A 24,642-nucleotide genomic window follows, 5' to 3' on the forward strand; every position below is an offset into this window, starting at 1 on the left:
ACTAGGAAAAGGAGGGTATAAGCATGAAAGTTTCTTATCAATGGTTGTCCGAATATGTGGACGTAACAGGCTTCACAGCCGAAGAATTAGCTGAAAAATTAACCCGCAGCGGTATCGAAGTGGATATCGTAGAGGATCGTAATAAAGGTGTATCGAACGTTGTTGTTGGTTTTGTAAAATCACGTGAGAAGCATCCGGATGCTGACAAACTAAGCGTTTGTGTGATTGATGCTGGGCAAGGCGAAGACTTGCAAATCGTGTGTGGCGCCAAAAATATTGATGCTGGACAAAAGGTTCCTGTCGCTATGATCGGTGCCGTCCTACCAGGCGGATTAGAAATTAAACGCGCTAAACTGCGCGGCGTCGAATCACAAGGTATGATCTGTTCCGCTAAGGAACTTGGGCTTAACGACAAGCTGCTTCCGAAGGAAATTCAGGAAGGCATCCTTGTATTGCCTGAGGATACGCAAGTTGGAAACTCTATTCTTGATGTGTTGGCAATCAGCGACAAAGTGATGGAGCTTGATTTGACGCCGAACCGCTCCGATTGCTTAAGCATGCTCGGAGCGGCTTACGAGATCGCGGCGATCCTTGGCCGCGAAGTGAAACTGCCTGATGCGGAAGCTGTGTTGCAAACAGCAGGAAAAACTAATTTGATACCTGCTGCGGATCGCATCAGCGTGAAAATCACAGCGACAGAGCAGTGCACGCACTACGCGGCTCGCCTGATCGAAGGCGTGCGCGTAGGCACTTCGCCGCTGTGGATCCAGAACCGCTTGATGGCCGCGGGCATCCGCCCCATCAACAACATCGTAGACATCACGAACTTCGTGATGTTAGAGTACGGCCAGCCGCTTCACGCGTTCGACGCGGAGCAGCTGAATAACGGTCACATCGACGTACGACTCGCTGAAGCAGGCGAGAAACTCGTTACACTTGACGGTGTGGAACGTACGCTAGAGTCGCACATGCTGCTCGTCACGGACGGCACCAAGCCTGTAGCGATCGCCGGAGTGATGGGTGGCGCCAACTCCGAAGTGACTGAGGGAACTTCACGGATCCTGCTTGAATCCGCCAAGTTCGCAGGCAGCTCCGTGCGTCGCACTTCGCGCCAGTTAGGTCTTCGCTCCGAAGCGAGCCTTCGCTTCGAAAAAGAAGTGAACCCGGAAGCGGTGCTTCCGGCGCTGAATCGTGCTGCTGCGCTGATTGCGCAATACGCAGGCGGTACTGTCGCTTTCGGCATCGTAGAAGCAGCTACCGAAACAAACAAGTCGGTCAGCATCGAGCTTGCCGCTGACCGCGTGAACAACTATCTCGGCACAGCGCTTTCCTTGGCCGAGATGGGTCAAATCCTTTCGCGCTTGCATTTCACATTCGAGCAAGCTGGTGAAGGCAAACTGCTCGTGCATGTGCCGAGCCGCCGCGGAGACATTACGCGTGATGTCGATTTGATCGAAGAAGTGGCACGTCTCTTCGGCTACGATAACATCCCGACAACCTTGATGACCGGCGTAACAACGCCTGGGTCCCTATCCAAAGAGCAATCCATCCGCCGGATTACTCGGAATATTTTAACGCAAAGCGGATTGAATGAAGTGATCACCTATTCCTTCACAAACCCGCGTTCACACGGTGGCACTGATGAAGGTGAAGTGAATCAACAATCTCAAGTAGATGCCATTCCTGGTTTGTACCCAACTGCTACGCCAATCTCACTGGCGATGCCAATGAGCGAAGACCGCAGCCAACTGCGTACTAGCTTGGTGCCGCATTTGCTCGATGTTGTTAGCTATAACCGCAACCGTACGATGGATGATGTCGCCATTTTCGAAATTGGCAAAGCGTTCATAACAGACGAAGCGGCACTAACGGCTCTGCCACAAGAAAAGCTATTGCTGTCTATCGTCTTGGCAGGCAAACGTCGTCAAGCGCACTGGGCTCAGAAGTCCGAAGCTGTTGACTTCTATGACATCAAAGGGATTTTCGATCGTTTAGTTCAATACCTAGGAATTAAGGGTCTTACGTACACATCAGCAGCACCAGAGGGCTTCCACCCAGGTCGCACAGCTGAAATTCAGCTTGCTTCCGCTGAAGGTACGAAGGTTATTGGTCGCATAGGTCAACTACATCCGACTGCGCAACAACAGCGTGATTTGGATGACACCTATGTGCTTGAAGTAGAACTATCTCCGATCCTAGAAGCCGCTGGCGATGAGATCGTCTATAAATTATTGCCGCGATATCCGTCTATCGGACGTGATATTGCAGTTGTGGTGAATGCTAGCGTTCCAGTTGGACTCATGGAGCAAGCGATTGCCGAAGTTGCTGGGGAATTGTTGGAATCCATTCACGTATTCGATATCTATACCGGAGAGCGTCTTGGAGCTAATCGCAAAAGCGTAGCGATCGCACTCGTGTACCGTCATGGGGACAGAACTTTGCTTGATGAAGAAGTAACTGAACTCCACGCCAAAGTTGTGGCAACACTTGAACAACAATTTGAGGCGGAGTTAAGAAAATAGTGTAACTTTCCTTATAGGTTGCAGGAATATAGGCTGGTCTTATCGAAATTATTCTCGATAGGACCAGCCTTTCATCTTAAGGGAGGATTTAAATTGACTACAGAAGATAAAACAAGAATTACTGTTGATATATATGGACACCAATATAAGCTCAAAGCAGATACAAGCACGAATCATATGAAGCGTGTTGCTGAATATGTAAATGACCAAATGTTTCGCATTGCCAAAGGCTATCCGCGTTTGGATTCGCAGCGAATCGCTGTTTTGGCCGCTGTAAATATGGCGGATGAGTGTTTCCGAATGAATGAAATTTTGGAAGAGCTTAGTAATGTACAGAAAGAGCAGGAAGCGACTAAAATCGCTTACGAAAAGCTAACAACCCGATATCATGAATTGAAACAAGAGGATGATAAGAATCAGGCTCTTCTCACTGAGCAAGTCGGGAAACTGCAACAAATTACAGAACAAGAGAAACAACATAAACAAGAGATTATTAAAGTCAGACAAGAACAAGAACAAACGAAACAGCAAATGCTGCAAATGAAACAGCAGAATGAGCTGGGCAAGCAACAGCTAGATCAAACAAAACAGCAGTTAGATCAAACGAAACAACAGTTAGACCAAGCTAAGCAACAGTTAGATCAGGCGAAACAACAGCAAGTTCAAACCAAACAGCAGATTGATCAAGCGAAACAACAGATCGATCAAGCGAAACAACAACAAGATCAAGTCACGCAACAAATGGATCAATTCAAACAGCAAATAGACCAAGAAAAGCGCCAAAATCTGCAAGCGAAGCAGCATCTAGAACAAGTTAAACAACAATTAGACCGAGAAAAACAACAACATCAGCAAAGCAAACAACAGCTAGAGCAAGCGCAACAGCAGAAATCGCAACAACTTCTGAAGTTGGCCGAACAGCATAAGCTGGAGCTGGCTGCGATAGCGGATACGCATAGCAAAGAAAATGAAAGCCTGCACCAACAGCTTCAGGAAGAAAAAGAATCACTCATTCAGTTACATCTTCAAGACAAAGAAAACGTAGAACTTCAGCATCAAGAAGCATTAGCTTTACTGTCTAAGCAAAGCGGTTCTGATATTACCAGTATCCATAAGCAGTACCAAGCGCAAATTGAATCCATAACCAAGCATCATCAAGATGAACAAGCGTCCATGGCACGTGAGCATCAATCCCAAATAGTGTCCTTGAAACAAGAACATAAGGCCGCTATTGAGACCCTTACAGACGAGCAACAAGCTACGATAGCGCTCATGGTTGAGGAACATCAAGTTGCAACAGAGCTCATGACAGAGGAACACCAAGTTGCATTAGCGCTCATGACAGAGGAACACCAAGTTGCATTAGCGCTCATGACAGAAGAACATCAAGCAGAATTAATTGCTATATCAGATAGTCATCTAAGTGAAATAGAATCGATTTCAGATGAATACCAAACGGAGTTATCAGCTATCGCAGATAAGCTTCAAAACGAAATAGCAAATCAAACGGATGAGCATCATTTTGAGATTGCATCTCTGACAGAGAGTCATCAAAATGAGATAGCTTCTATCGCAACGAACCACCAAATCGAGCTGAGTTCTATGTCGGAGAAGCATCAAATTGAACTGAGTTCTATTTCAGAGAAGCATCAAATTGAACTGAGTTCTATTTCAGAGAAGCACGAAATCGAATTGAGTTCTGTGTCAGAGAAGCATCAAAACGAATTGGAATCGATCTCTGAGCAACTCCAAGATGAATTAGCGTCTAATACAAAGAAACATCATAATGAAATCGCAGCCATCGTACGTGGGCACCATGCTGAGATTCATGCCATTAAACAGAAGCATCAATCCGAGCTCGAGGTTGCAGCTAGCACGCATCAAGAGGATATAGACTCTTTAGCGTTGCTTTATCAGGAAGAAGAAGAGGCAAAAGTTCGACGTTTTGAAGTGGAACAACAAGCAACATTCAAGCAGCAGCTTGAGGAGCAGAAAGCAACAATTATTCAGCATTATCAAGGGAAAATAGAAGAACTGCTTGCACAAATGCAGGCGGAGCGAGATACACGCGCAGAACAGTTTGAAGTAGAGAAAGAACTTATTTGGGCCCAAGCTCAACAGGAAAAAGAAGAGCTCCTTCAGATGAGCATGAACGACGAAGCTCAACAAGAAGAGCTGCAAGCTGTTAAAGAGGAATATAGGAAATTGCGTGAGGAATATGCTAAGCTACAAATCGAATACAACGAATGGATTGAGCTTGTAGAAGCTGATAGCCCAGTCGGGTAGCCCTTAGTGACTTTGAACCTACTTGATTACGTCTTGATGTCGGTTATTGCCTTAGGACTGCTCATTGGCTACTTTAGAGGATTTATCGCTCAAATCGTTTCTATTTCGGGCATGATCCTCGCTTATCTTGTTGCCTTTTATTTTTATAAGGATCTTGCTCCCTTACTCAAGAGTGCAATTTCACTACCCACATATCAAAATTATCAAAAATATGAATTCATCGTTAAAGGTCTCAATTTAGAAGCGTATATCCTAAATGCCATCGCCTTTGCGCTCCTATTCTTCGGTGTTAAACTTGCGCTTGTGATCATTGGCAGAGCATTGAATATTCTCGCCAAAACGCCGGGCCTCAACGCCATTAACCGTTGGAGCGGCGCATTGCTGGGGTTAGCAGAAGCGCTGCTTATCATTGTAATTGCAGTAAATGTCATGACCATCATTCCTTCAGACGGCCCTCAAAAGCTGTTATCAAGCTCATCCATAGCTCCCTATTTGATTAACGAGCTACCGCAGGTAGCAGGTAAACTGCATGACCTGTGGAAGCAAGGAATCCCCCTATAGAAACTACCGCCCTTTGAATAGAAGCGGTAGTTTTTATTTTTTTGCGAGGACCTTTATCACAAAACTATTTTTCTGACGTATCTACAACTCCACAGCTATCCACTTCGCCCTCTAGAGATCTTACTCCATATAAGCTGATATAGATTCCTACAGTACAAGCAGCACTCACAGTGTTGCCCCCCAGGAGTTCACACTAAGAAAGTTGAGATTATCCCACAGTCCAAGTTAGCGCTCGCCGCTTCGCCCCCTGTATTTCTTCTCAAATTAGTACAAATTGGTGTACCCCTCTAAGTATAAGTTAGCACTCGCCGCATCGACCTTGAGTATTCATACACCACTAGCCCCGTCACTGGCAATCTCGATTGATTCCGCCCAAATTGTAAGCTGTTGTCCCTCACATAAGGTTCAAGTTCAGGATCGTCGCTATCACCCTGTACAAGCTAGAAGAGTGTTGCAGCGAGTAACGAATAGCAAAGTTAATTGTAGTTACCTCAGAAATTTCGAAACTCGGAATACTCCCTCTCGAATGGACAGTTTTTCCTTTACATGGAAACAAATGTTCGATATAATTAAATTATGGGAACACAAGTTCCATTGATGGAGTGGGTCTTATAATGGAAATGCATCTTATAGATTCAATGGATAATGCCTTTCAATCAGAGGAAGATTGTGAGAAGTTCTTAATGAAAAGTCGTTGGGCTAATGGGTTCTTTTGTCCAAGATGTGACCATGATTCATTTTATAAAGTGAAGACACGCAGCTTACTCGAATGTAAGGAGTGCCGCACACAAATATCGATTACAGCTGGGACTGTTATGCATAAATCAAAGCTGCCTTTATTACTCTGGTTCAAAGCTATTAAAATGTTGATTCTGGATGAGATGACTTATTCAATTCCAATGTTTGCAAGATTACTTGGCGTGAATTATCGAACAGCTAAGTTGATAATAGAAAAACTTCAATTTGCTTTACATAAGCAATACGCACGTATGGGCAACAACAAGCATGGAAAACCAACAGAAGAATCGTTGGAAGTCAAAACTGATCAGTATAGCAGTGAAGAGAACAAAGAGAACAAAGAGAACAAAGAGAACGGTATAAAACCGAAGAAGAATACGAGTATCTTGGCAAGATTTCTTTTTAAGACATCTAGAAATGTTAGATACGCAGAACAGGATATGTTCAGAAAATGGATGCATGCATGCTTTTCTGTGTATTTATATCCTCATTTTTTACGATATTTTCAAGTTGTCTGAAAACAACTAGAAATCTGGATATAGAAATAGCCTTATCACGGAAGTCGTGATAAGGCTATTGGAAGCAGGGACTCTAGATTATTCAACGATAAGTGTTGTTTTCATACCTGAGTGGCCAGTACCGCACATGATAGAGCAGTTGATTGGGAATGAACCTGCTTTATCTGGCGTAAAGGTAACGGTTTTATTACCATTGTTGAGGTTAATGTTAAACTCTTTGATAGCTGCTCCGTGAATACCTTGGGAATTATCAAGTGTGATTGTGACAGATTCACCTTTTTTCACGCGATATTCGGTCTTATCAAATTGATAATTGGTAGCTTTTAAGACGACTTGTTGTCCACCGGTTGCCGCTTTCGTAGTCGCAGCTGGCGATGCTGTAGCTATTGTTTTGGAGTCTTTGTTTCCACATGCTGTGATAGCAATAATTACTGCTAGTCCCATCATAAGAATTGTAAGTTTTTTCATAGGTACCCCTCCGTATATATAATGATTTCCATATTATTGTACACGACCTATTTCCAAGAATATAGTGACAAACTAGTGAAACCACAAAGAAAAGATCGGCCCGGCGATTAAGAACGCTGCAGGCCGATCTTTTTGTGGCTTTACATTGGCTATCAGTTATCGAAACTGACAGGTTTTATCGACGATCTTCTCTACCCGTGAGCCCTTGTTCGAAAGGGGTTTTCACTGGAATGAATAAGTCGATGATCCCAATGACTAAAGCAGCTAAAATGGCACCTATCATGCTCGTAGACACATTGGTCACAACAAATTGAGCGGCCCAAATGACTAGTGCGCTCACTATAAACCCTACGATACCTCTGCCAAATGGGGTGATTTGTTTACCGAAAATCCCTTCGATGATCCAAGCCGCGATCGCAATGACTAGTGCCAAGAAAAATGCACTCCAAAACCCACCGACTTTAAATCCTGGGACTAACCAGCTTACAAACATTAAAACCAAAGCTGAAACAATAAACCTTACCAGATGTCCAAGAAAATGCATGTCGTGAACCTCCTTCTTTTTGTCGTGGAATAGCATCCACCGACAAGAAGCGATTTTTGGTGCAAAATGCTTTGATTGTGACAATTTGCAATTCCTTTTGGCAGAGGATTAGATGCACAACTTAGTGTATCCAAATTTGTGATATTTATGGGGAGCAGTATCTTCCATATAATCATTGTCTCCGTAGCTAATCAGGATCCAATTGGTTTATAATATAGGATAGAGAAAAGAGGTTGGGACCATTGAATCCGAAAATTATAAAAACATTAGAATATCAGAAAATTTTACATAAAGTTGCTCATCATGCATCCACTTCGCTAGGTAAAGATGCGGCAGAGAAACTCGAGCCTATAGGGGATTTTGAACTTGTTAAGCTTCGCTTACAAGCAACGGATGAGGCAGTTAATGTAGAGAGGCTCAAAGGAAATGCGCCTTTCGGCGGAATCAGAGATATTCGCTCTCCCCTGCATAGAGCCAGAATCGGTGGGATGTTAAACCCAACAGAGCTGCTTGAGATTTCAACTACGATGTTTGGAACACGAAGATTGAAACGATTTGTACTTGCTGCCCATGAGGAATATGCAATTCCGATGCTGAAGTCGCAGGTGGATTTGTTGACAGAAAATAAACAATTAGAGGACAAAATCAATAGCTGCATTGATGAAAATGCGGTTGTTGTTGATGGTGCTAGTCCCGAATTAGGTCGTGTTCGAAGTGAACTTCGGACGGGTGAGGGAAGAGTTCGCGAAAGATTGGAACAGATGATTCGTAATTCTTCTGTCCAGAAGATGTTGCAGGATGTGCTCATCACGATTCGGAATGACCGTTTTGTAATTCCAGTGAAGTCAGAGTACCGTTCCAGCTTTGGCGGAATGATTCATGATCAATCCGCTTCTGGTGCCACACTTTATATAGAACCCGATGCCATCGTGCAATTAAACAATAAAATCCGTGAACTTAAATTTAAAGAAGAAGCAGAGATCGAGAAAATTCTTCGGGCACTGACCGAATTGGTTGCTGAACAAGTAGAAGTTCTTGTTTTGGATGTTGATCAGCTAGCAGAACTTGATTTTACTTTTGCCAAAGCAGGCTTAGCTAGAGAATTAAAGGCAACAATGCCAAGATTGAATGACCGCGGCTTTATCAAAATTAAAAGAGGACGACACCCTCTCATTCCAGCAGATGCCGTTGTACCGCTTGATTTGGAGTTGGGCAACGATTTCTCACAAATTATCGTAACGGGCCCGAACACAGGAGGGAAGACGGTTTCCCTTAAAACCGTAGGTCTACTAAGTCTGATGGCGATGTCAGGGCTGTTTGTCCCTGCGGAGGAAGGCACGCAATTGTGTGTGTTCGATGCTATTTATGCGGATATTGGAGATGAACAAAGTATTGAGCAAAACTTAAGTACTTTTTCTAGTCATATGACCAATATCATTAGCATTTTACGTGACATGACACCGAAAAGCTTAGTACTGCTTGATGAGCTAGGCGCAGGTACGGATCCTGCAGAAGGGTCTGCATTAGCTATCTCTATCTTGGATTATATTCATCAAATAGGTTGCCGAATTATAGCAACAACGCATTATTCGGAGTTGAAGGCGTATGCCTATCAAAAGCCAGGTACGATTAACGCGAGTATGGAGTTTGATATCCAAACGCTTAGCCCGACGTATCGTTTGTTAGTTGGCGTACCTGGACGAAGTAACGCATTCGCGATTGCTGAGCGCCTTGGTTTATCTCGTCGTATTATAGAGCATGCTCGCACACAAGTGGGTGAGGAAGATCAGCGCGTAGAGTCCATGATTGCTTCCCTCGAGGAGAATCGTCTAATCGCCGAATCGGAGCGAAATGCGGCAGAGGAGCTGCGCAGAGAAGCTGAAGCGATGCGCAAATCGCTGGAGGCTCAGCAGCTCAAATTCGATGAGCAGCGTGATAAGCTGCTAGAAAAAGCAGAACGCGATGCGCGCGAGGCTGTTCTTAAAGCTCGTCGCGAAGCGGACGAAGTCATCGCTGACCTGCGCCGTATGGCGCAAGAAGAAGCGGGTGGGGTGAAGGATCACCGCTTAGTGGAAGCCAAACGGCGTCTTGATCAAGCGACGCCGGAACTGCGGAGCAAGCAAGTTCGCGCTTTGAAGAAGCGTCCCGAGCAGATTGAAGCGGGCGATGAAGTACGCGTCGTTTCACTAGGACAAAAAGGACACGTCGTTGAACTTGTGGGTACAACCGAAGCTAATGTTCAGTTGGGGATTATGAAAATGAAGGTGCAATTGTCCAACCTTGAAAAAACAGGCAATGCGCCTCAGGCGAAGCAACCGCAGAAAGTGGCAACTACACTAAAACGTACACGTGATGACAATGTCAAAATGGAATTGGATATGCGCGGCATGAATATGGAAGAAGCTTTGATCGAAGCAGATCGCTTCCTAGATGAGTCATACTTGAATAATTTTGGCCAAGTATATTTAATTCATGGCAAAGGTACAGGTGTGCTTCGAACGGGGATGCAAGAATATTTGCGCCGACATAAGCACGTGAAAAGCTATCGGATGGGTAATTACAATGAAGGTGGAGCTGGGGTCACAGTCGTCGAATTGAAATAATTTAGAATTTTTCATCCATTTTGAAACTCATTCTTTGGTTGTTGCGTATGAAATAGGTATAAAGAGTATGAAACCTTAGGAGGAATTTTAGATGGGAATTTTCAAAAGACTTCGTGATATGACAATGGCTTCAATTAATGATTTATTGGATAAGGCAGAAGATCCTGTTAAAATGTTAAATCAATTTTTGCGTGATATGGAAGAAGATATCATGGAAGCAGAAGCTGCAGTAGCGAAATCAATTGCGATCGAGAAGAAATTCAAGTTGCAATTTGAAGAGTCTGAAGAGATGGTAACGAAACGTACAGAGCAGGCTATGAAAGCCCTTGAAGCAGGGAATGAAGATTTGGCCCGCCGCGCGCTGGAAGATAAGAAAGAGCATCAAGGTCGTTATGATGAATTGAAACGTCAATATGATCTTGCCAAAACAAATGCGGATCAACTTCGTGCACAATTGACGGAGATGAAAGACGAGTTCACGAAAATGAAAAACAAAAAAGATTTGTTAATTGCTCGTGCTGAAACAGCGAAAGCACAAAAACAAATCAACCAAGCGATGTCTGGTTTTGGTACAGATAATGCGGCTAAAGGTTTTGATCGCATGAGTGAAAAAGTGCTTCAAATGGAAGCTGAAGCGCAAGCAAGCGGAGAAATTCGTGCTAAAAACCGCAGCTTGGACGATGAATTAGACGGCTTAGGCGCAAGCAGCAGCGGAATCGATGATGAGCTAGCAGCTATGAGAGCAAAGCTTGCTGAAAAAAAACAATCCTAATGTTATACTAGATGTACCTGCGAGAGACTGAGTCATACTCAGTCTCTACTACCATATATAGGACTAAGGGAGCTTTAATCGAAGTTAAAGTTTCTCTACTTGTGTAAAGGAAGGCAGGAGAAGATATGAACGAAGAGGTGGATGTCTTGTTGAGTAACCCGTATTTATCAACGCTCGCTTTTTTTGCTGTAGCAGTGGTCGCGCTTGTGATTTTTCTTACCATCTTTGAAATGGTTACAAAGTATGACGATTGGGCTGAAATTAAAAAAGGTAATTTATCGGTAGCCATGGCGACTGGTGGGAAAATTTTTGGGATTTGTAACTTGTTCCGCTTTGCCATTTTAAACAATGACACCATGATTCATTCTCTCGTTTGGGCTGGCTATGGCTTCGTGCTGTTGCTAGTTGCTTACTTTATTTTTGAGTTCTTAACGCCTTATTTCAAAATTGATGAGGAAATTAAGAAGGATAATCGTGCGGTAGGGTTCTTATCTTTAACATTGTCAGTCTCCTTATCCTATGTGGTCGGAGCATGTGTAACTTAGTATTTTACATAGTCTTGGAGGCTTAAAAAATGAAATACCTGTGGGGAACCTTGTTTGCTATCGCGCTTGTGTTTGTAGCGGCTGGGGTTTATTATGTATGGAAATATGCATGATTGCATTTAGGTGGAGGATTTCGCAATGAGCAGCAATGAAGAAGTTGTGTGTCCGTGGTGCCAAACAGAGATCGTTTGGGATCCGGAAATTGGACCAGAAGATGAGTGTCCGCACTGTTTTAATGAATTAAATGATTACCGCAGCATTGATCTGAAGGTCAAGCAGACGGGGCAGAAGCTGCGTTTCAACGAACAAGAATATGCTGAATCCGATGAGGATTTATCATTGGCTTGGGATGATTCCGATGAGCCGCTCGATAAATATGGCGAGAAGGTCCAACAATTGACGGATGAACAGGAAGAAGCGCCGGAGTGTTCGAATTGTCATGAATTCTTGCTCCTTGCTGGAACGGAAGTAACAAGCGGAGCTTCGTTCACGCCTAGTATTCCTAAGACGTTAGGAAGTGCTTTCCTAACAGGTCCTTTCACTACGGATGTTTATGTGTGCCCATCGTGTTTCAGGGTGGAAAAAGTGCTCTCAGATACAGATCGATTACTGATGGTTGAACGCATCAAATCGGAATAGCAACGCTTGAAAGGAAACCGAGTCCTCATGGATTCGGTTTTTTTTGCGTCTATTCGCCTCATATTTTCACTCCAAAGGGGAAACTTAACAAGAGCCAATATTCGGTCTCAGGTAGGAGGAGGAGTATGCAAACGAATCAAACGAATGTGAAAAGCAAGGGGAAGCTGGATGCTCAAGCGATCCTTTTGCTTATTGTTCATGCGTTATTCGGCGGAGCAAATGCGTTGTCAGGTACATTCGTCGGCGTCTATTTGTGGAAAGCCAAGAACGATTTTACCTTAATCGGCTGGTTTACTTTAACGACCCATTTAACGATGGCCATTACCTTTTGGTTAGCCGGAAAGTGGGTGAAAGAACACAATAAAATGAATTGTTTACGTATTGGTGTTTCGATCTCAGCGTGTTTCTACATGCTAGTGCTATGGATGGGGACGAGCAGTGTCCACTATTTTGTATGGTTAGGCTTCGTGCAAGGGATCTCCGTAGGCTTGTTCTGGATTGCCTTCAATGTCGTTTATTTTGAGGTGACGGATCCTGACAATCGGGATCGATTTAATGGTTGGGTTGGCCTTCTGGGCGCAGGTGCTGGCATTATTGCTCCGTGGATTTCTGGTTTACTCATTGTTAATTTAGGAGATGGAGCGGGTTATCGTCTTATTTTTTCCATTTCCTTAGGCATATTTGTATTAGGCGTTGTAGTCAGTTTTTTTCTGAAAAAGAGGAAGTTGAGTGGAACCTACGAATGGCTGCTTCCGCTGCGAATACTTAGACAACCTGAAACGGCTTGGAAGCGAGTAAGTCTGGCTTTACTTTTTCAAGGAGTCCGCGAAGGTGTATTTGGCTTTATGATTGGGTTGCTGGTGTACATATCCACTTCAAGTGAAGCAAGCTTAGGAAATTTCGCTCTAATTACATCATCCGTTGCGCTAGTTAGTTTCTGGGCAGCAGGTCGTTTCATTCGACCAACTTTTCGCAAGACAAGTATGTTCATTGGCTCGGTTATGGTTGTTCTTGTGATTTTGCCGTTCTTTTGGGAGATAACATACAGTACCTTACTGATGTTTGGGATAGGGTCTGCCCTCTTTTTCCCCATGTACTCCATTCCCATGATTTCTGTCGTCTTTGATTTGATTGGTTCGGATGAAGAGAGTGCCAAACAGAGGGAGGAATACATTGTCCTGCGAGAGCTATCCTTGAATGTAGGGCGCGTCTGCGGTGTGTTGTTATTTATTTGTGTCATCTCATGGAGCAAGGAGCCAATAGTGATCAATGTTCTGCTGCTGGTTATTGGGAGCTCAACGTTCTTCTCATGGTTATTCATCAGAAATAATCTAACCGCATCCAAGCCTAAGCCTTGACATAGACTAGGTTTCAACATGAAAATGTGAGTAGCATGATTGTGGGATGAGGAGGGGGCACCAATGCCTAAAAAGATGGTTAACAGCATCACAGAGCTAATCGGAGATACCCCCGTAGTAGCGATTAACCGATTAGTAGAACCGGAAGCTGCCGAGCTGTACGTGAAGCTGGAGTATTTCAATCCGAGCGGAAGCGTGAAAGATCGTGCTGCATGGAATCTCATTGATCAGGCTGAAAAGTCAGGTCAGCTTGGGCCAGGAGCGACGATTATTGAGCCTACAAGCGGAAATACCGGCATCGGACTAGCGATGAACGCGGCGGCGAAGGGTTATAGAGCGATTTTGATTATGCCGGATAATATGAGTAAGGAACGTATAAATATTCTGAAGGCCTACGGTGCAGAAGTGGTTTTAACGCCAGCCGCTTTGCGGATGCCAGGTGCCATTGCTAAGGCTGTGGAGCTACGGGATCAAATTCCTGGTAGCTTTATTCCACAGCAGTTTGAAAACCCAGCGAATCCAAGTATTCATCGCATCACGACAGCGCCTGAAATCTTGCAGCAAATGGAGGGCAGGTTAGATGCATTCGTCGCGACCTCCGGAACGGGTGGCACGATTACGGGGACTGGTGAAGTACTTAGGGAACATTTGCCGAATATCCAGATTTATGTCGTAGAGCCAAAGGGATCACCAGTGCTTTCTGGTGGAAGTCCAGGACCGCATAAACTGGTGGGTACAAGCCCAGGCTTTGTTCCAGCTATTTTGAACACAAGCGTCTATGATGAAATTGTGCAAGTGTCAGATGAGGATGCCATCCAAACGATGAGAAATTTGGCAAGTATGGAAGGCATCCTAGTCGGTCCTTCTGCTGGAGCCTCGGTCTGGACAGGTATACAGGTTGCAAGGAAGCTCGGGGCAGGAAAACGAGTGCTTTGCATTGCACCAGATACAGGTGAACGGTATTTAAGTATGGATCTTTTTTAAGCAAAAGCCACTTGGAGGTCATCCAGTGGCTTTTTTTTGCCAATCCGAGTGGAATTTTCAAATATATATAAATATTCTGCCTATCTTCCGCGATCAGTAATTGAATTAGGACAGCGATTCATTGTAAGATGAATGGATGAATGAAACATATCTCAGAAAGGTAGGTTTAACCATGGATACTTTGAAGCTTAAAATTCTCGATTTACTAAAGGAAGACGCCCGCAGGAGCGCGGATCTGATCGCCACCATGTTAGGAACGGCGGAGGCCGAAGTTGCGCGAGCGATAAGCGAGATGGAAGCGGATAAGGTCATCGTTAAATACGCGACAGTCGTAAACTGGAGCAAAGTAGATGACGAAAAGGTTACCGCCCTAATTGAAGTGCAAATTACGCCGGAGCGCGGGCGCGGGTTTGATGCGATTGCGGAACGGATCTATTTATATCCAGAAGTCAAATCAGTTTATCTCATGTCAGGGGCCTATGATTTGCTTGTCGAAATTGAGGGAAGCTCGTTGAAGCAGGTTGCTTCTTTCGTATCTAATAAGCTATCGCCGATTGACCGAGTTCTTTCAACGAAAACGAACTTTATTTTGAAAAAATACAAACAAGACGGCATTATTTTCGAAGATCAGGAAGATGATCATCGGATGCTTGTTTCGCCGTAAGGAAGAGGTAGCGCCATGATCAAGGATGAGACCACGATTCAATCCAGTAAAAAATCCATGCAGGACTACCTCGCGCCTGCTGTACGTGACATGAAGCCGTCCGGCATTCGGAAGTTTTTTGATCTCGTAAGCAATAGTAAAGAGGATATCATCTCACTGGGTGTCGGCGAACCGGATTTCTCCACACCTTGGCACGTTCGTGAGGCTGCTGTTCATTCCTTGGAGCGCGGCAGAACGAAATATACGCCAAACTCCGGTATTCCTGAACTCCGCGAAGCGATTGCGAACTATTTGTATACTTCATTTAAAGTTAAATATGAACCATCGAATGAAGTGCTCGTAACCGTTGGCGGCAGCGAAGCGATCGATCTAGCACTGCGCTCACTGATTACACCGGGGGATGAAATTCTGATTCCGGAGCCATGTTATATTTCATACTCGCCAATCACAGCCATTAGCGGCGGTGTGCCAGTTGGTATCGAAACATTCGCGAAGGATCAATTTAAGCTGACGGAAAAAGCGCTTCGTGATGCGATTACGCCACGCTCCAAAATATTAATTCTGTGCTACCCAAGCAATCCAACTGGCGGTATTATGACCTATGAGGACTGGCTGCCGATTGCCAAAGTTGTCGAAGAACATGATCTGATTGTCATTTCCGATGAAATTTATGCAGAGTTGACATACGGTCAGAAGCATGTGAGTTTCGCCGCGGTTCCAGGGATGCAGGATCGGACGATTCTTGTTAGCGGGTTCTCCAAGGCTTTCGCAATGACAGGCTGGCGGATGGGGTATGCCTGCGGTCACCGTGAGTTGATCTCAGCGATGACTAAGATTCACCAATATACGGTCATGTGTGCACCTGTCATGGGGCAAGTAGCAGCGCATGAAGCGTTGACGAATGGACTTGAAGAGAAAGATCGTATGATTGAATCCTATAATCAACGGAGACGATTGGTTGTCAGAGGCTTCCGAGAGGTAGGACTCGAATGCCATGAACCACAGGGCGCATTCTATGCATTCCCAAGTATTGTTGCTACAGGATTAACCTCTGATGAATTTGCACAACGACTCTTGTACGAATGTAAGGTTGCTGCTGTACCTGGTGATGTATTTGGATTGGGTGGAGAGGGCTTCCTACGATGCTCTTATGCGTATAGTGTTTCTCAGCTTAATGAAGCATTAGAGAGAATCGGTAATTTCTTAAGAAAATTATAATTGTTACAAGAAATTTTTGTGATAAATTCATATATTCATAGGGAATGAAAACTGGTATTCTTAGAGTAAGGAGGGATGAGCATGGTTTTTATGGAATATCAGCTTACTAACTTTCAGAAGCAATTTCAAATTCGCGAGCAAGAGTTCGGACAGCGCTGGCTGACCAGAAATGCCAAGAAGCAAAATTCCCGAGCTTTACTTGAAGAAGAGATCAACACGTTGAGAAGAAAAATGGAACAGATGGTCATGGAAGGTCGAGAAATGACATCTGATGAGGTTGTTGAATTAAGCACGATGCTGGATCACAAAATAAATGAATACATGACATCTGGAAAGAAAAGTCGGTGAAAACCGACTTTTCTGGCGACTATCGATAAGAGAGAGTACATGACGGAGGGAATTACATACATGAAGGCGAAATGGCTATTCGTTGTAATGCTAGGAATGATGCTGACACTTACCGCTTGTGGTGGGCCGAAAGCAGATGTATCGCTATTTATTATGGGACCTAACGGTTTTCCAAGTGAAGCGGCGGAGAAGATGGAAGTATCCTTGAAAGACAAGGTAGGAGAATTACCTACTGTGAAGCTGAATACATCCCCTATTTTTTCAATGGAAAAAATGATTGTTGAGCTGGCTGCTGGAGGTAACGGCATCTTCATTTTGGGCGAAGAACAGTTCAAGGGCTTGAGTAACCAAGCGGGATTCGTATCATTAGATGACACGATTAATCCAGCAGATTACCCTGAAGGGGTTATCGAAATCAAAGAAGAAGGCAAAGCCGCTGAAAAGCATTTATATGGCATTCCGCTTACAGGAAACAAATGGATGAAAGAGCAAGGCTATGAGGGAAAAGGTTTATTCGCGTTCATACCTCAGAATGCTCCGAAAATGGACGAGGCTTTGAAAGTCCTCAAAATCATTGCGCAAAAGTAAGAGAACGTCTATAATCGACAAATAGCTTGATCTTATAATTTGCAACTATAGGTACTGATAAGTTTCCAAAATGGAAGGTTATTAGTTTAGGGGAAGCCGGTTTAAATCCGGCACGGTCCCGCCACTGTAATTCAACCATGCGAATGGTTGGAGAGTCAGGATACCTGCCTATGGTGCCAATACAACATCCTTCGAGGAAAAGGATCGCGTTAAATCAGGAAGCAGCGTACGTTAGTTCGTTGCCCAATACCGCGATTTATCGTCTCCCTCGTTCCTAGTGAACAGGGAGACTTTTTTGTTTGATGGGATCGATAATTAATGAAAAAGAAAGAGGGTTTATTTGATGAAACAAAGTAGGTTCAAAAAAGGTCTTATTTTAACATTAGCGGTTGCAACAGCTATTTCTTTAGCGGCATGTGCTAAAAAAGAAACGGAAATCACGGATCCATCGAAACTCGGCGGTGAGGGGACGAAGGCTCCAACAACAACGGCATCGACATCAGCACCTGTCTCAGCGAAGAAAACGACATATCCTTTGAAAGTGGAGGATGCGACTGGGAAAGAGTTTACGTTCGACAAAGCGCCAGAACGAATTGCATCGGTTTCGCCATCAGAGACAGAAGCGCTGTTCGCGATTGGACTAGAAGCGAATATCGTGGGAGTATCTGATTTCGATGATTACCCAGAAGCAGTTAAATCGAAGCCGAAGCTGGGCAGCATCACGCAACCAAACATGGAGGCCGTCATTGCTTCGAATGCGAATATTGTTTTCTCTGGTGTTTCCATGGAAGCTAAATCAGTTGAGGAACTACGTGGGATGAACATTAATGTCTTTAAAGTAGAGCCAAAAACGCTAGATGATGCGATGAACAATATTATAACATTTGGACAGATTACCGATCATCAAGAACAAGCTGAGAAAGTTGTCGCTAAAATGAAAGCGGATCGTCAGAAGGTTGTCGATGCCGTGAAAGATGTGAAACAAGAGAACAAGAAAAAAGTGTACATCGAGTTTGCACCAGGCTGGACCGTGGGAAGCGGAGTGTTCATGGATGAATTAATCACGCTCTCAGGTGGAATTAATGTAGCTGCCGATAAAGCTGGCTGGTATGAAATCAGTGAAGAGAAGATCATTCAGCAGAATCCGAATGTTATCTTATTCGCTAATGGGATTACGGACTTCAAGAGCAAGAAGCCGTTAGAAGAAATTATTCGCACACGCGGTGGGTGGGATGCCATTGACGCCGTGAAAAATAAACGTGTGGTAGGTTTAGACCAAAACTCGCTAAGCCGCCCAGGTCCGAGATTGACAGACGGACTGCTGGAAATGGCGAAAGGCATCTACCCTGAATTGGTGAAATAATGAAAAGAAAATTGATGTTTGGGGGAGGAGTAGGAGTTATACTCCTTCTTCTTTCTATTGTGGTGAGTTTATCCATCGGCTCAGCTCAGCTTCCTATTTCTCATATAGTGGGGATTCTTGGGAAACATCTTCCTTGGGTTGGAAGTCATATTGAGGTGAAATGGCCGCAATCTTCCGAACAAATTATTAATAAAGTGAGAATTCCTCGTGTTCTGCTTGGTATTCTAGTTGGGGCTGTACTCTCCATAGCTGGCGCTGGATTTCAAGGGGTACTGCGCAATCCTCTTGCTGACCCTTATTCGCTTGGCGTATCTTCAGGAGCTTCTGTCGGGGCTGCTTTTCTTATTTACTTCGGATTGCAATTCGCCTGGTTCGGGCAATGGTCGATCCCGATTGTGGCTTTCGCGACAGGGCTTATTTCCCTGTTATTGGTCTTAAAGCTGGCGATGATTGAAGGGAAGCTGAAGATGGAGACGCTGATTTTATCCGGAGTTGTGATGCAAGCCTTTCTAGGCGCGTTCGTGTCCTTCTTGGTTGCAATCTCAGACCAAACGATTAATGAGATTATTTTTTGGCTCATGGGCAGTCTTACGATGCGGGGATGGTCATATACGTATATGATTGCACCCTATCTCGTTATCGGTCTTGTAATTCTGTTAAGCTATGCGAGATCGTTAAACCTGCTTGCGTTGGGTGAGCGACAAGCGGCCCATCTCGGCGTTCATGTGGAGCGCACGAAGTTGATCGTACTGATCGCTTCGACATTGATTACGGCTGCTGCTGTATCCGTGGCTGGAGTTATCGGCTTCGTAGGACTGATCGTGCCGCACTTGGTACGACTGTTGGTGGGTCCGGATTATCGATTAATCATTCCTTTATCCGCGATTGGCGGTGGGATTTATGTGTTATGGGCAGACACCCTAGCTCGAACGCTGCTTAGTCCTACGGAAATTCCTCTCGGGGTTATAACGGCGTTTCTGGGGGCGCCATTCTTTGCCTATCTGCTCCATAAAGATAAGAAAACGTTAAGAGGTTGATGACGATGATTAAAGTGGAGCAGCTTTTTCAGAGCTTTCGGGAGCAGCAAGTGTTGGATAATGTTAGCTTTGAGGTTCAGCAGGGGGAGTTTTTTGGGATTATTGGACCCAATGGCAGTGGTAAATCAACCTTGCTTCGACTCCTCTCCGGCATGGATCCTGTCATGCATGGGAAAGTGTGGGTAAAGGGAAAAGAGGTATCCTCTTATTCTCGTAAAGAGTTGGCAAAATGGCTTGCTGTTCTTCAGCAAGATGCGTTGCCACCCGTTGGCTTCACGGTTCGTGAGGTTGTTGAGATGGGACGCTATCCCTTCCAGAATTGGCTTGGCGAGGATAGGATGGAAGCGGATGGACTCATAGATGCGATTATTACTAAGCTAGAGCTGGAAGCGCTCGTAGATCGAACGATTGAGCGTTTAAGCGGCGGTGAGCGTCAACGTGTTGCACTGGCCAAAGTAATGGCACAGCAACCAAGCTTGCTTATGTTGGATGAACCAACCACCTTTCTAGACATCGGCTATCAAATACAGATGATGGATTATATTCGTTGCTGGCAGCAAGAGTCAGCGCTTACGGTTGTAGCTGTGCTGCATGACTTGAATTTGGCAGCGCAATACTGCACACGATTGATGATCGTGCATGAGGGGCGGGTCATCGCGATTGGAGCACCAGAAGACATCATTACGAGTGAACAAATAGCAGAAGTGTACGGAACAGAGCCGATTGTCCTGAAGCACCCTGTAAGTGAGGTACCGCAAATTTTATTACAACCTGGGAAATAATTATAGGCGGGAGGATGACGAGAATGAACACACTACATAATTTGATTAACGCGATTGAACCCATCCATCATGAGGTGGCTCTTCAAGCTAATGATCACTTGAACCAATTGACAAAGCCGCAAGGTAGCTTAGGGAAGCTGGAGGATATCGCACGTCAAGTCGCAGGAATTACAGGCGAAGTGATGCCGACTTTTGAGAAAAAAGCGGTTATTGTCATGGCTGGTGATCATGGTGTTTGTGAGGAAGGCATCAGTGCCTTCCCAGCGGCAGTGACCCCCCAAATGGTGCTCAATTTCCTATATGGCGGGGCTGCTGTTAATGTACTAGCTCGACATGCCGGAGCTGATGTGGTGTGTGTAGATATGGGGGTCAATGCGGACTTGGAGCATCCGAACCTCGTCTCTCGCAAAGTCAGAAAGGGTACGCGTAATATGGCGAAGGAAGCGGCTCTCTATTTGGAGGAGACGGTTCAGGCGATTCAAGCAGGCAGCGAGATCGTGGACGATTTGGTGGCAAAAGGCTACCGACTTTTCGCCACAGGCGAAATGGGCATCGGAAATACAACCGCGAGTGCAGCGATTTTGTGTGCGTTGACTGGTTTGGACGCTGGCCTTGCTGTCGGCCGTGGAACAGGCATTGACGATGCTACATGGTTGCACAAGCAGTCGGTGGTGAATAGGGCGTTGGATGTGAATGGATTGCGTGGGCGGAGTGTAAGTGCAGAAGAAAGTGCGAGCTCAAGCGGTGATTATGCGCTTGAGGTGTTAAGTAAGGTCGGCGGATTAGAGATCGCCGGACTCGTTGGGGTGATCCTCGGCGCAGCGAAGCATCGCTGCCCGGTTGTCGTCGACGGCTTCATCTCGTCGACAGCGGCACTCGTGGCGAGCCGATTAGCTCCGCTAAGCGCGTCCTACATGCTCGCCTCGCACTTATCGCAGGAGCAGGGACATACGAAGCTGCTCGAGTCAGTTGGCCTCGCAGCGATGCTGCAGATGGATATGCGACTGGGCGAAGGCACGGGCGCGGTGCTTGTGTTCAACTTGATCGATGCCGCAGGCAAGATCATGAAGGAAATGGCGACATTCGAAAGCGCAGGCGTGTCGCGGGGTTAATGTATGGAGGCGGCGAGCCTGAAGCCGAAATGCGAGTACGTGAGAGTAACTAATTTTGACATGCAAGTCAGGTTCAATCCCTGGAAAAAGCAAATATTGGATTGGAAATGGAGCAATGGCGTTTGCGCGTAAGTTGATTGTTTTTGTAACCACTTTCAGTTTTATACATTGTGGGTTCAGCGGTCTACACATACTCAAAGATGCTTAAAGTACACTTATTTTCGGGGAAAACCGCTAAACTTAGCTGAATTAGTGCAAAAGTGCATCCTTTAGGATCAAAAATGCTTCGAAATGATGAGTACAGCAGAAATAGTTGCACTTTCGCAAGCATTTCAGATCGTGAGGTTAACTAGCTAAAAAAGGATGCACTTTTGCATCTTTGGTATGCTTCACAGCTGCTCTTACGACATGAATAAAGTCATTTTGAGGAATGTCTTCCTCCAGTCGATTAGCAGGGGTCGCACTTCCATCTTACCAAGGACCAATTGCTATTGGCTTTTAGAAAAATGCAAGAAGAGGGGCCTTCGTCACATACATTGTTTTTGGGACATCTTCAAACGGATAGAGCAGAGAGAAGGAGGCGAGATGCCATGGCAGTTCTGGTAACTGGTGGCGCGCGCAGCGGCAAAAGCTCCTTCGCGGAGAAGCTGGCGATGCACCGCTGCCAGCGAGGGCTTTACATCGCTACCTCCCACATCTACGATGAGGAAATGAGGGAGCGGGTCGGGCTGCACCAGCAGCAAAGGCTTCACTCGGAATTCCCTTGGGAAACCCGAGAGGAGCCGTATGCGCTGCGTGCTTGTCTCGAGCAGCTCCACGAGAGCGGCGATGGGGCTGTGGTGTTAGTAGACTGCCTAACACTGTGGCTGACGAACTGGCTGCTCTACTACGAGAAGGAGAGCGAGGTCTTACAGCTCGTAACGAAGCAAATTGACGAGCTCGTGGATGTCGTGTCCTCCTACAGTGGACAACTCATTCTAGTTACGAACGAAGTGGGCGATGGTATTGTGCCGGAATACCCGCTGGGTCGTCAATTTAGAGATTTGGCTGGACGGATGAATCAACGCGTAGCCGAGGTTTGTGAGCAAGTGTTTCTAGTGACGGTTGGAATTCCCATGGAACTAAAGAGTAGAGCTTATGTGATGGACTAGAAATAGAAATGGTGATCTCTTGATGTGGCTATATACATGGCAGGAAATCGTCTGGATGACGGCTGCTGCAATCGCACTAGACTGGATGATTGGCGATCCGAAATGGCCCACTCATCCTGTTATTATCATGGGCCGTTGGATCCGCTGGGTGGAGGACAGACTGCATCCAAGAAAAGATACAACGCATCCCCTAGAAGGAAATCACCCGAGATGGCTGCGTATGAAAGGCGTTCTGCTCGTTTTATCGACAGTTGCCTTGAGCTACTTCGTAGCTCTTGCGCTGGTACATTTCGCCAACGAGATACATCCATGGCTTGGATATGCAGTTTCAACTTGGCTCATCTCCACTACGGTGGCGATCAAAGGCTTAAAGGATGCCGCGTATCTGGTCTACAATCCGCTGCGTGAAGGCAACCTCGCGGATGCTCGCAAGTACACCGGCTACATCGTTGGCCGGGATACAGATGCGCTCCACGAGGAGGAGCTGACGCGAGCCGTCGTGGAGACGGTCGCGGAGAACATCGTGGACGCGGTCATCGCGCCCTTGTTCTATGCGCTCATCGGAGGTGCGCAGCTCGCGATGTTATACCGTGCATCGAATACACTGGATTCGATGGTCGGCTACCGAAATGACAGATACCGTCATTTCGGCACCGCGTCGGCCCGCTGGGACGACGCCATGAACTGGATCCCGGCGCGGCTCACCGGGATCTTGCTGATCCTCGTGGCCCTGGCGAAGCCGGGCCTCTCAGCTCCACGCGCAGCGGCGGCGATTCGCCGCTTCGCGCATCTACACCCCAGCCCGAACAGCGGGATACCCGAGTCGGCGGTAGCCGGGGCACTCGGGATCGAGCTCGGCGGGCTGAACGTCTATGGCGGCGCTGCGAGTGAGCGCGCCCGCCTGGGCTGGCCGCTGCGTCCGCGGACGCAGCAGGATATTGTGCACGCCGTGAGCATGCTCTACGGCGTCAGTTATCTAGTGATGGGAGGACTCCTGTGCGTCATACTCGTGCTTGGGTAGACTGGCTGCGAGCTGGTCTAGCCGCCTTTCAATTCCTGACGCGTCTGCCGATTCCCGTGCAGATCGACTACACCGAGCGCGTGTTTCAGCGCAGCTCGGTCTTTTACCCGCTCGTTGGCTTCGTGATCGGAATAATTCTTCTATTGGCTGGCAATCTACTATCCCACGTGCTGCCAACCATGTCTGCAGCTGTGTTGCTGCTAGCCATTTGGGTGGTGCTCACAGGCGGCCTACATCTGGATGGTCTGATGGACACAGCAGATGGCATTCTAAGCCACAGGCCCCGCGAGCAAATGCTTGAGATTATGAAGGATAGTCGCGTTGGCGCAATGGGCGTTATCGTGTGTGTCCTGCATGTATTACTAAAATTTTCCTTGCTGTATACCTTGCTGGATACGGATCAAATACAGCGAGGTAGTCTGCTAATCCTATTGGCCATCGTACCGATATGGAGCCGTTGGTTCATGGTTGCAGCAATTAAAATGTGGCCTTATGCACGACCGAATTCAGGACTAGGGAGCCTGTTCCGTGGCGTTAACGGCAAGCATGTCACGTTATCCTTATTAGTAGCTCTGCTTACTACTACGTTATTTATTTACATGATTAACCCTATTTCTTTACCCAGCTGGAGCATCGTTCTAGGCTTTGCTGCCATAACAACGCTAGTTGGAAGCGGGATTGCAGCTTACATCAGCAGCAAACTAGGCGGCCTTACAGGAGATACCTACGGCGCGTTAAACGAGCTTCTAGAGAGCGTGCTTTTACTTGCTGTAGTCATCGTCGGAACGAACGCTTTGTAATTTTTTCAGGGAAAGGAATG

At 45.9% G+C, this 24,642-nt stretch carries 23 protein-coding genes and 1 riboswitch; of the genes, 21 read left to right on the forward strand and 2 right to left on the reverse strand.

What is annotated here, in order from left to right:
- Positions 1-23 precede the first annotated feature (23 nt).
- The 4 genes from pheT to AC58PQ_RS04145 all read left to right on the forward strand — a co-directional run bounded on the left by pheT (position 24) and on the right by AC58PQ_RS04145 (position 6,625).
- Positions 24-2,522: a phenylalanine--tRNA ligase subunit beta gene (gene pheT, locus AC58PQ_RS04130; RefSeq protein WP_497240709.1), complete on the forward strand. Its 2,499-nt coding sequence runs from the start codon at positions 24-26 to the stop codon at positions 2,520-2,522.
- Between the two features lie 93 nt (positions 2,523-2,615).
- Positions 2,616-4,808, forward strand: coding sequence for a hypothetical protein (locus AC58PQ_RS04135; RefSeq protein ID WP_497240710.1), 2,193 nt, complete (start codon positions 2,616-2,618; stop codon positions 4,806-4,808).
- Between the two features lie 6 nt (positions 4,809-4,814).
- Positions 4,815-5,369: a CvpA family protein gene (locus AC58PQ_RS04140; RefSeq protein ID WP_497240711.1), complete on the forward strand. Its 555-nt coding sequence runs from the start codon at positions 4,815-4,817 to the stop codon at positions 5,367-5,369.
- A 614-nt stretch (positions 5,370-5,983) separates the two neighbouring features.
- On the forward strand, positions 5,984-6,625 hold the full coding sequence (locus AC58PQ_RS04145; RefSeq protein WP_497240712.1) for a transposase family protein: 642 nt from the start codon (positions 5,984-5,986) through the stop codon (positions 6,623-6,625).
- Positions 6,626-6,703: 78 nt separating this feature from the next.
- On the opposite strand, the gene AC58PQ_RS04150 is transcribed toward AC58PQ_RS04145, so the two are convergent.
- Complete coding sequence (locus AC58PQ_RS04150) at positions 6,704-7,093, reverse strand: cupredoxin domain-containing protein (protein WP_497240713.1); 390 nt, start codon at positions 7,091-7,093, stop codon at positions 6,704-6,706.
- A gap of 175 nt (positions 7,094-7,268) precedes the next feature.
- Positions 7,269-7,637: a phage holin family protein gene (locus AC58PQ_RS04155; RefSeq protein WP_497240714.1), complete on the reverse strand. Its 369-nt coding sequence runs from the start codon at positions 7,635-7,637 to the stop codon at positions 7,269-7,271.
- A gap of 242 nt (positions 7,638-7,879) precedes the next feature.
- On the opposite strand from AC58PQ_RS04155, the gene AC58PQ_RS04160 reads away from it, so the two are divergent.
- From AC58PQ_RS04160 to cobS, 17 genes are all read left to right on the forward strand, one after another.
- Positions 7,880-10,240 (forward strand): endonuclease MutS2, encoded by a 2,361-nt coding sequence (locus AC58PQ_RS04160; RefSeq protein WP_497240715.1) that lies wholly within the window; start codon positions 7,880-7,882, stop codon positions 10,238-10,240.
- Positions 10,241-10,331: 91 nt separating this feature from the next.
- Positions 10,332-11,012, forward strand: coding sequence for a PspA/IM30 family protein (locus tag AC58PQ_RS04165; protein WP_497240716.1), 681 nt, complete (start codon positions 10,332-10,334; stop codon positions 11,010-11,012).
- Positions 11,013-11,137: 125 nt separating this feature from the next.
- The gene (locus AC58PQ_RS04170) at positions 11,138-11,557 is read left to right on the forward strand and encodes a DUF350 domain-containing protein (protein WP_477587538.1); all 420 of its coding nucleotides are present in this window, start codon (positions 11,138-11,140) and stop codon (positions 11,555-11,557) included.
- 138 nt (positions 11,558-11,695) lie between these two features.
- Entirely contained in the window at positions 11,696-12,196 is a 501-nt protein-coding gene (locus tag AC58PQ_RS04175; protein WP_497240717.1) for a hypothetical protein, read from the forward strand.
- A gap of 125 nt (positions 12,197-12,321) precedes the next feature.
- Entirely contained in the window at positions 12,322-13,554 is a 1,233-nt protein-coding gene (locus tag AC58PQ_RS04180; RefSeq protein WP_497240718.1) for an MFS transporter, read from the forward strand.
- A gap of 63 nt (positions 13,555-13,617) precedes the next feature.
- The gene (cysK, locus tag AC58PQ_RS04185; protein WP_497240719.1) at positions 13,618-14,538 is read left to right on the forward strand and encodes a cysteine synthase A; all 921 of its coding nucleotides are present in this window, start codon (positions 13,618-13,620) and stop codon (positions 14,536-14,538) included.
- A 172-nt stretch (positions 14,539-14,710) separates the two neighbouring features.
- Positions 14,711-15,202 (forward strand): Lrp/AsnC family transcriptional regulator, encoded by a 492-nt coding sequence (locus AC58PQ_RS04190; RefSeq protein ID WP_056609404.1) that lies wholly within the window; start codon positions 14,711-14,713, stop codon positions 15,200-15,202.
- A 15-nt stretch (positions 15,203-15,217) separates the two neighbouring features.
- Entirely contained in the window at positions 15,218-16,420 is a 1,203-nt protein-coding gene (locus tag AC58PQ_RS04195) for an aminotransferase class I/II-fold pyridoxal phosphate-dependent enzyme (protein ID WP_497240720.1), read from the forward strand.
- Positions 16,421-16,501: 81 nt separating this feature from the next.
- Positions 16,502-16,768 (forward strand): aspartyl-phosphate phosphatase Spo0E family protein, encoded by a 267-nt coding sequence (locus AC58PQ_RS04200; RefSeq protein ID WP_497240721.1) that lies wholly within the window; start codon positions 16,502-16,504, stop codon positions 16,766-16,768.
- A 60-nt stretch (positions 16,769-16,828) separates the two neighbouring features.
- Entirely contained in the window at positions 16,829-17,356 is a 528-nt protein-coding gene (locus AC58PQ_RS04205; RefSeq protein WP_497240722.1) for a hypothetical protein, read from the forward strand.
- Between the two features lie 32 nt (positions 17,357-17,388).
- Positions 17,389-17,542: riboswitch (cobalamin riboswitch) on the forward strand.
- Positions 17,543-17,699: 157 nt separating this feature from the next.
- Entirely contained in the window at positions 17,700-18,719 is a 1,020-nt protein-coding gene (locus AC58PQ_RS04210) for an ABC transporter substrate-binding protein (RefSeq protein ID WP_497240723.1), read from the forward strand.
- A complete protein-coding gene (locus AC58PQ_RS04215) occupies positions 18,719-19,756 on the forward strand; it encodes a FecCD family ABC transporter permease (RefSeq protein ID WP_497240724.1) in 1,038 nt (345 codons plus the stop codon). The genes AC58PQ_RS04210 and AC58PQ_RS04215 overlap by 1 nt, the downstream gene beginning before the upstream one ends.
- A 5-nt stretch (positions 19,757-19,761) precedes the next feature.
- A complete protein-coding gene (locus AC58PQ_RS04220; RefSeq protein WP_497240725.1) occupies positions 19,762-20,538 on the forward strand; it encodes a heme ABC transporter ATP-binding protein in 777 nt (258 codons plus the stop codon).
- Positions 20,539-20,561: 23 nt separating this feature from the next.
- The gene (gene cobT, locus AC58PQ_RS04225; RefSeq protein WP_497240726.1) at positions 20,562-21,650 is read left to right on the forward strand and encodes a nicotinate-nucleotide--dimethylbenzimidazole phosphoribosyltransferase; all 1,089 of its coding nucleotides are present in this window, start codon (positions 20,562-20,564) and stop codon (positions 21,648-21,650) included.
- A 590-nt stretch (positions 21,651-22,240) separates the two neighbouring features.
- The gene (gene cobU / locus AC58PQ_RS04230; protein WP_497240727.1) at positions 22,241-22,801 is read left to right on the forward strand and encodes a bifunctional adenosylcobinamide kinase/adenosylcobinamide-phosphate guanylyltransferase; all 561 of its coding nucleotides are present in this window, start codon (positions 22,241-22,243) and stop codon (positions 22,799-22,801) included.
- Positions 22,802-22,823: 22 nt separating this feature from the next.
- Positions 22,824-23,822, forward strand: a complete 999-nt coding sequence (gene cbiB / locus AC58PQ_RS04235) for an adenosylcobinamide-phosphate synthase CbiB (protein WP_497240728.1) — start codon at positions 22,824-22,826, stop codon at positions 23,820-23,822.
- Complete coding sequence (gene cobS / locus AC58PQ_RS04240; protein WP_497240729.1) at positions 23,798-24,622, forward strand: adenosylcobinamide-GDP ribazoletransferase; 825 nt, start codon at positions 23,798-23,800, stop codon at positions 24,620-24,622. The genes cbiB and cobS overlap by 25 nt, the downstream gene beginning before the upstream one ends.
- Positions 24,623-24,642 lie beyond the last annotated feature (20 nt).

Source organism: Paenibacillus sp. J22P143 (assembly GCF_059692035.1).

What these genes read in the sequence shown, in the direction of transcription:
- pheT (WP_497240709.1), top strand. Translation starts at nt 24, where the DNA reads ATGAAAGTTTCTTATCAATGGTTGTCCGAATATGTGGACGTAACAGGC.
- AC58PQ_RS04145 (WP_497240712.1), top strand. Translation starts at nt 5,984, where the DNA reads ATGGAAATGCATCTTATAGATTCAATGGATAATGCCTTTCAATCAGAG.
- AC58PQ_RS04150 (WP_497240713.1), bottom strand. Translation starts at nt 7,093, where the DNA reads ATGAAAAAACTTACAATTCTTATGATGGGACTAGCAGTAATTATTGCT.
- AC58PQ_RS04155 (WP_497240714.1), bottom strand. Translation starts at nt 7,637, where the DNA reads ATGCATTTTCTTGGACATCTGGTAAGGTTTATTGTTTCAGCTTTGGTT.
- AC58PQ_RS04165 (WP_497240716.1), top strand. Translation starts at nt 10,332, where the DNA reads ATGGGAATTTTCAAAAGACTTCGTGATATGACAATGGCTTCAATTAAT.
- AC58PQ_RS04170 (WP_477587538.1), top strand. Translation starts at nt 11,138, where the DNA reads ATGAACGAAGAGGTGGATGTCTTGTTGAGTAACCCGTATTTATCAACG.
- AC58PQ_RS04175 (WP_497240717.1), top strand. Translation starts at nt 11,696, where the DNA reads ATGAGCAGCAATGAAGAAGTTGTGTGTCCGTGGTGCCAAACAGAGATC.
- AC58PQ_RS04180 (WP_497240718.1), top strand. Translation starts at nt 12,322, where the DNA reads ATGCAAACGAATCAAACGAATGTGAAAAGCAAGGGGAAGCTGGATGCT.
- cysK (WP_497240719.1), top strand. Translation starts at nt 13,618, where the DNA reads ATGCCTAAAAAGATGGTTAACAGCATCACAGAGCTAATCGGAGATACC.
- AC58PQ_RS04190 (WP_056609404.1), top strand. Translation starts at nt 14,711, where the DNA reads ATGGATACTTTGAAGCTTAAAATTCTCGATTTACTAAAGGAAGACGCC.
- AC58PQ_RS04195 (WP_497240720.1), top strand. Translation starts at nt 15,218, where the DNA reads ATGATCAAGGATGAGACCACGATTCAATCCAGTAAAAAATCCATGCAG.
- AC58PQ_RS04200 (WP_497240721.1), top strand. Translation starts at nt 16,502, where the DNA reads ATGGTTTTTATGGAATATCAGCTTACTAACTTTCAGAAGCAATTTCAA.
- AC58PQ_RS04205 (WP_497240722.1), top strand. Translation starts at nt 16,829, where the DNA reads ATGAAGGCGAAATGGCTATTCGTTGTAATGCTAGGAATGATGCTGACA.
- AC58PQ_RS04210 (WP_497240723.1), top strand. Translation starts at nt 17,700, where the DNA reads ATGAAACAAAGTAGGTTCAAAAAAGGTCTTATTTTAACATTAGCGGTT.
- AC58PQ_RS04215 (WP_497240724.1), top strand. Translation starts at nt 18,719, where the DNA reads ATGAAAAGAAAATTGATGTTTGGGGGAGGAGTAGGAGTTATACTCCTT.
- AC58PQ_RS04220 (WP_497240725.1), top strand. Translation starts at nt 19,762, where the DNA reads ATGATTAAAGTGGAGCAGCTTTTTCAGAGCTTTCGGGAGCAGCAAGTG.
- cobT (WP_497240726.1), top strand. Translation starts at nt 20,562, where the DNA reads ATGAACACACTACATAATTTGATTAACGCGATTGAACCCATCCATCAT.
- cobU (WP_497240727.1), top strand. Translation starts at nt 22,241, where the DNA reads ATGGCAGTTCTGGTAACTGGTGGCGCGCGCAGCGGCAAAAGCTCCTTC.
- cbiB (WP_497240728.1), top strand. Translation starts at nt 22,824, where the DNA reads ATGTGGCTATATACATGGCAGGAAATCGTCTGGATGACGGCTGCTGCA.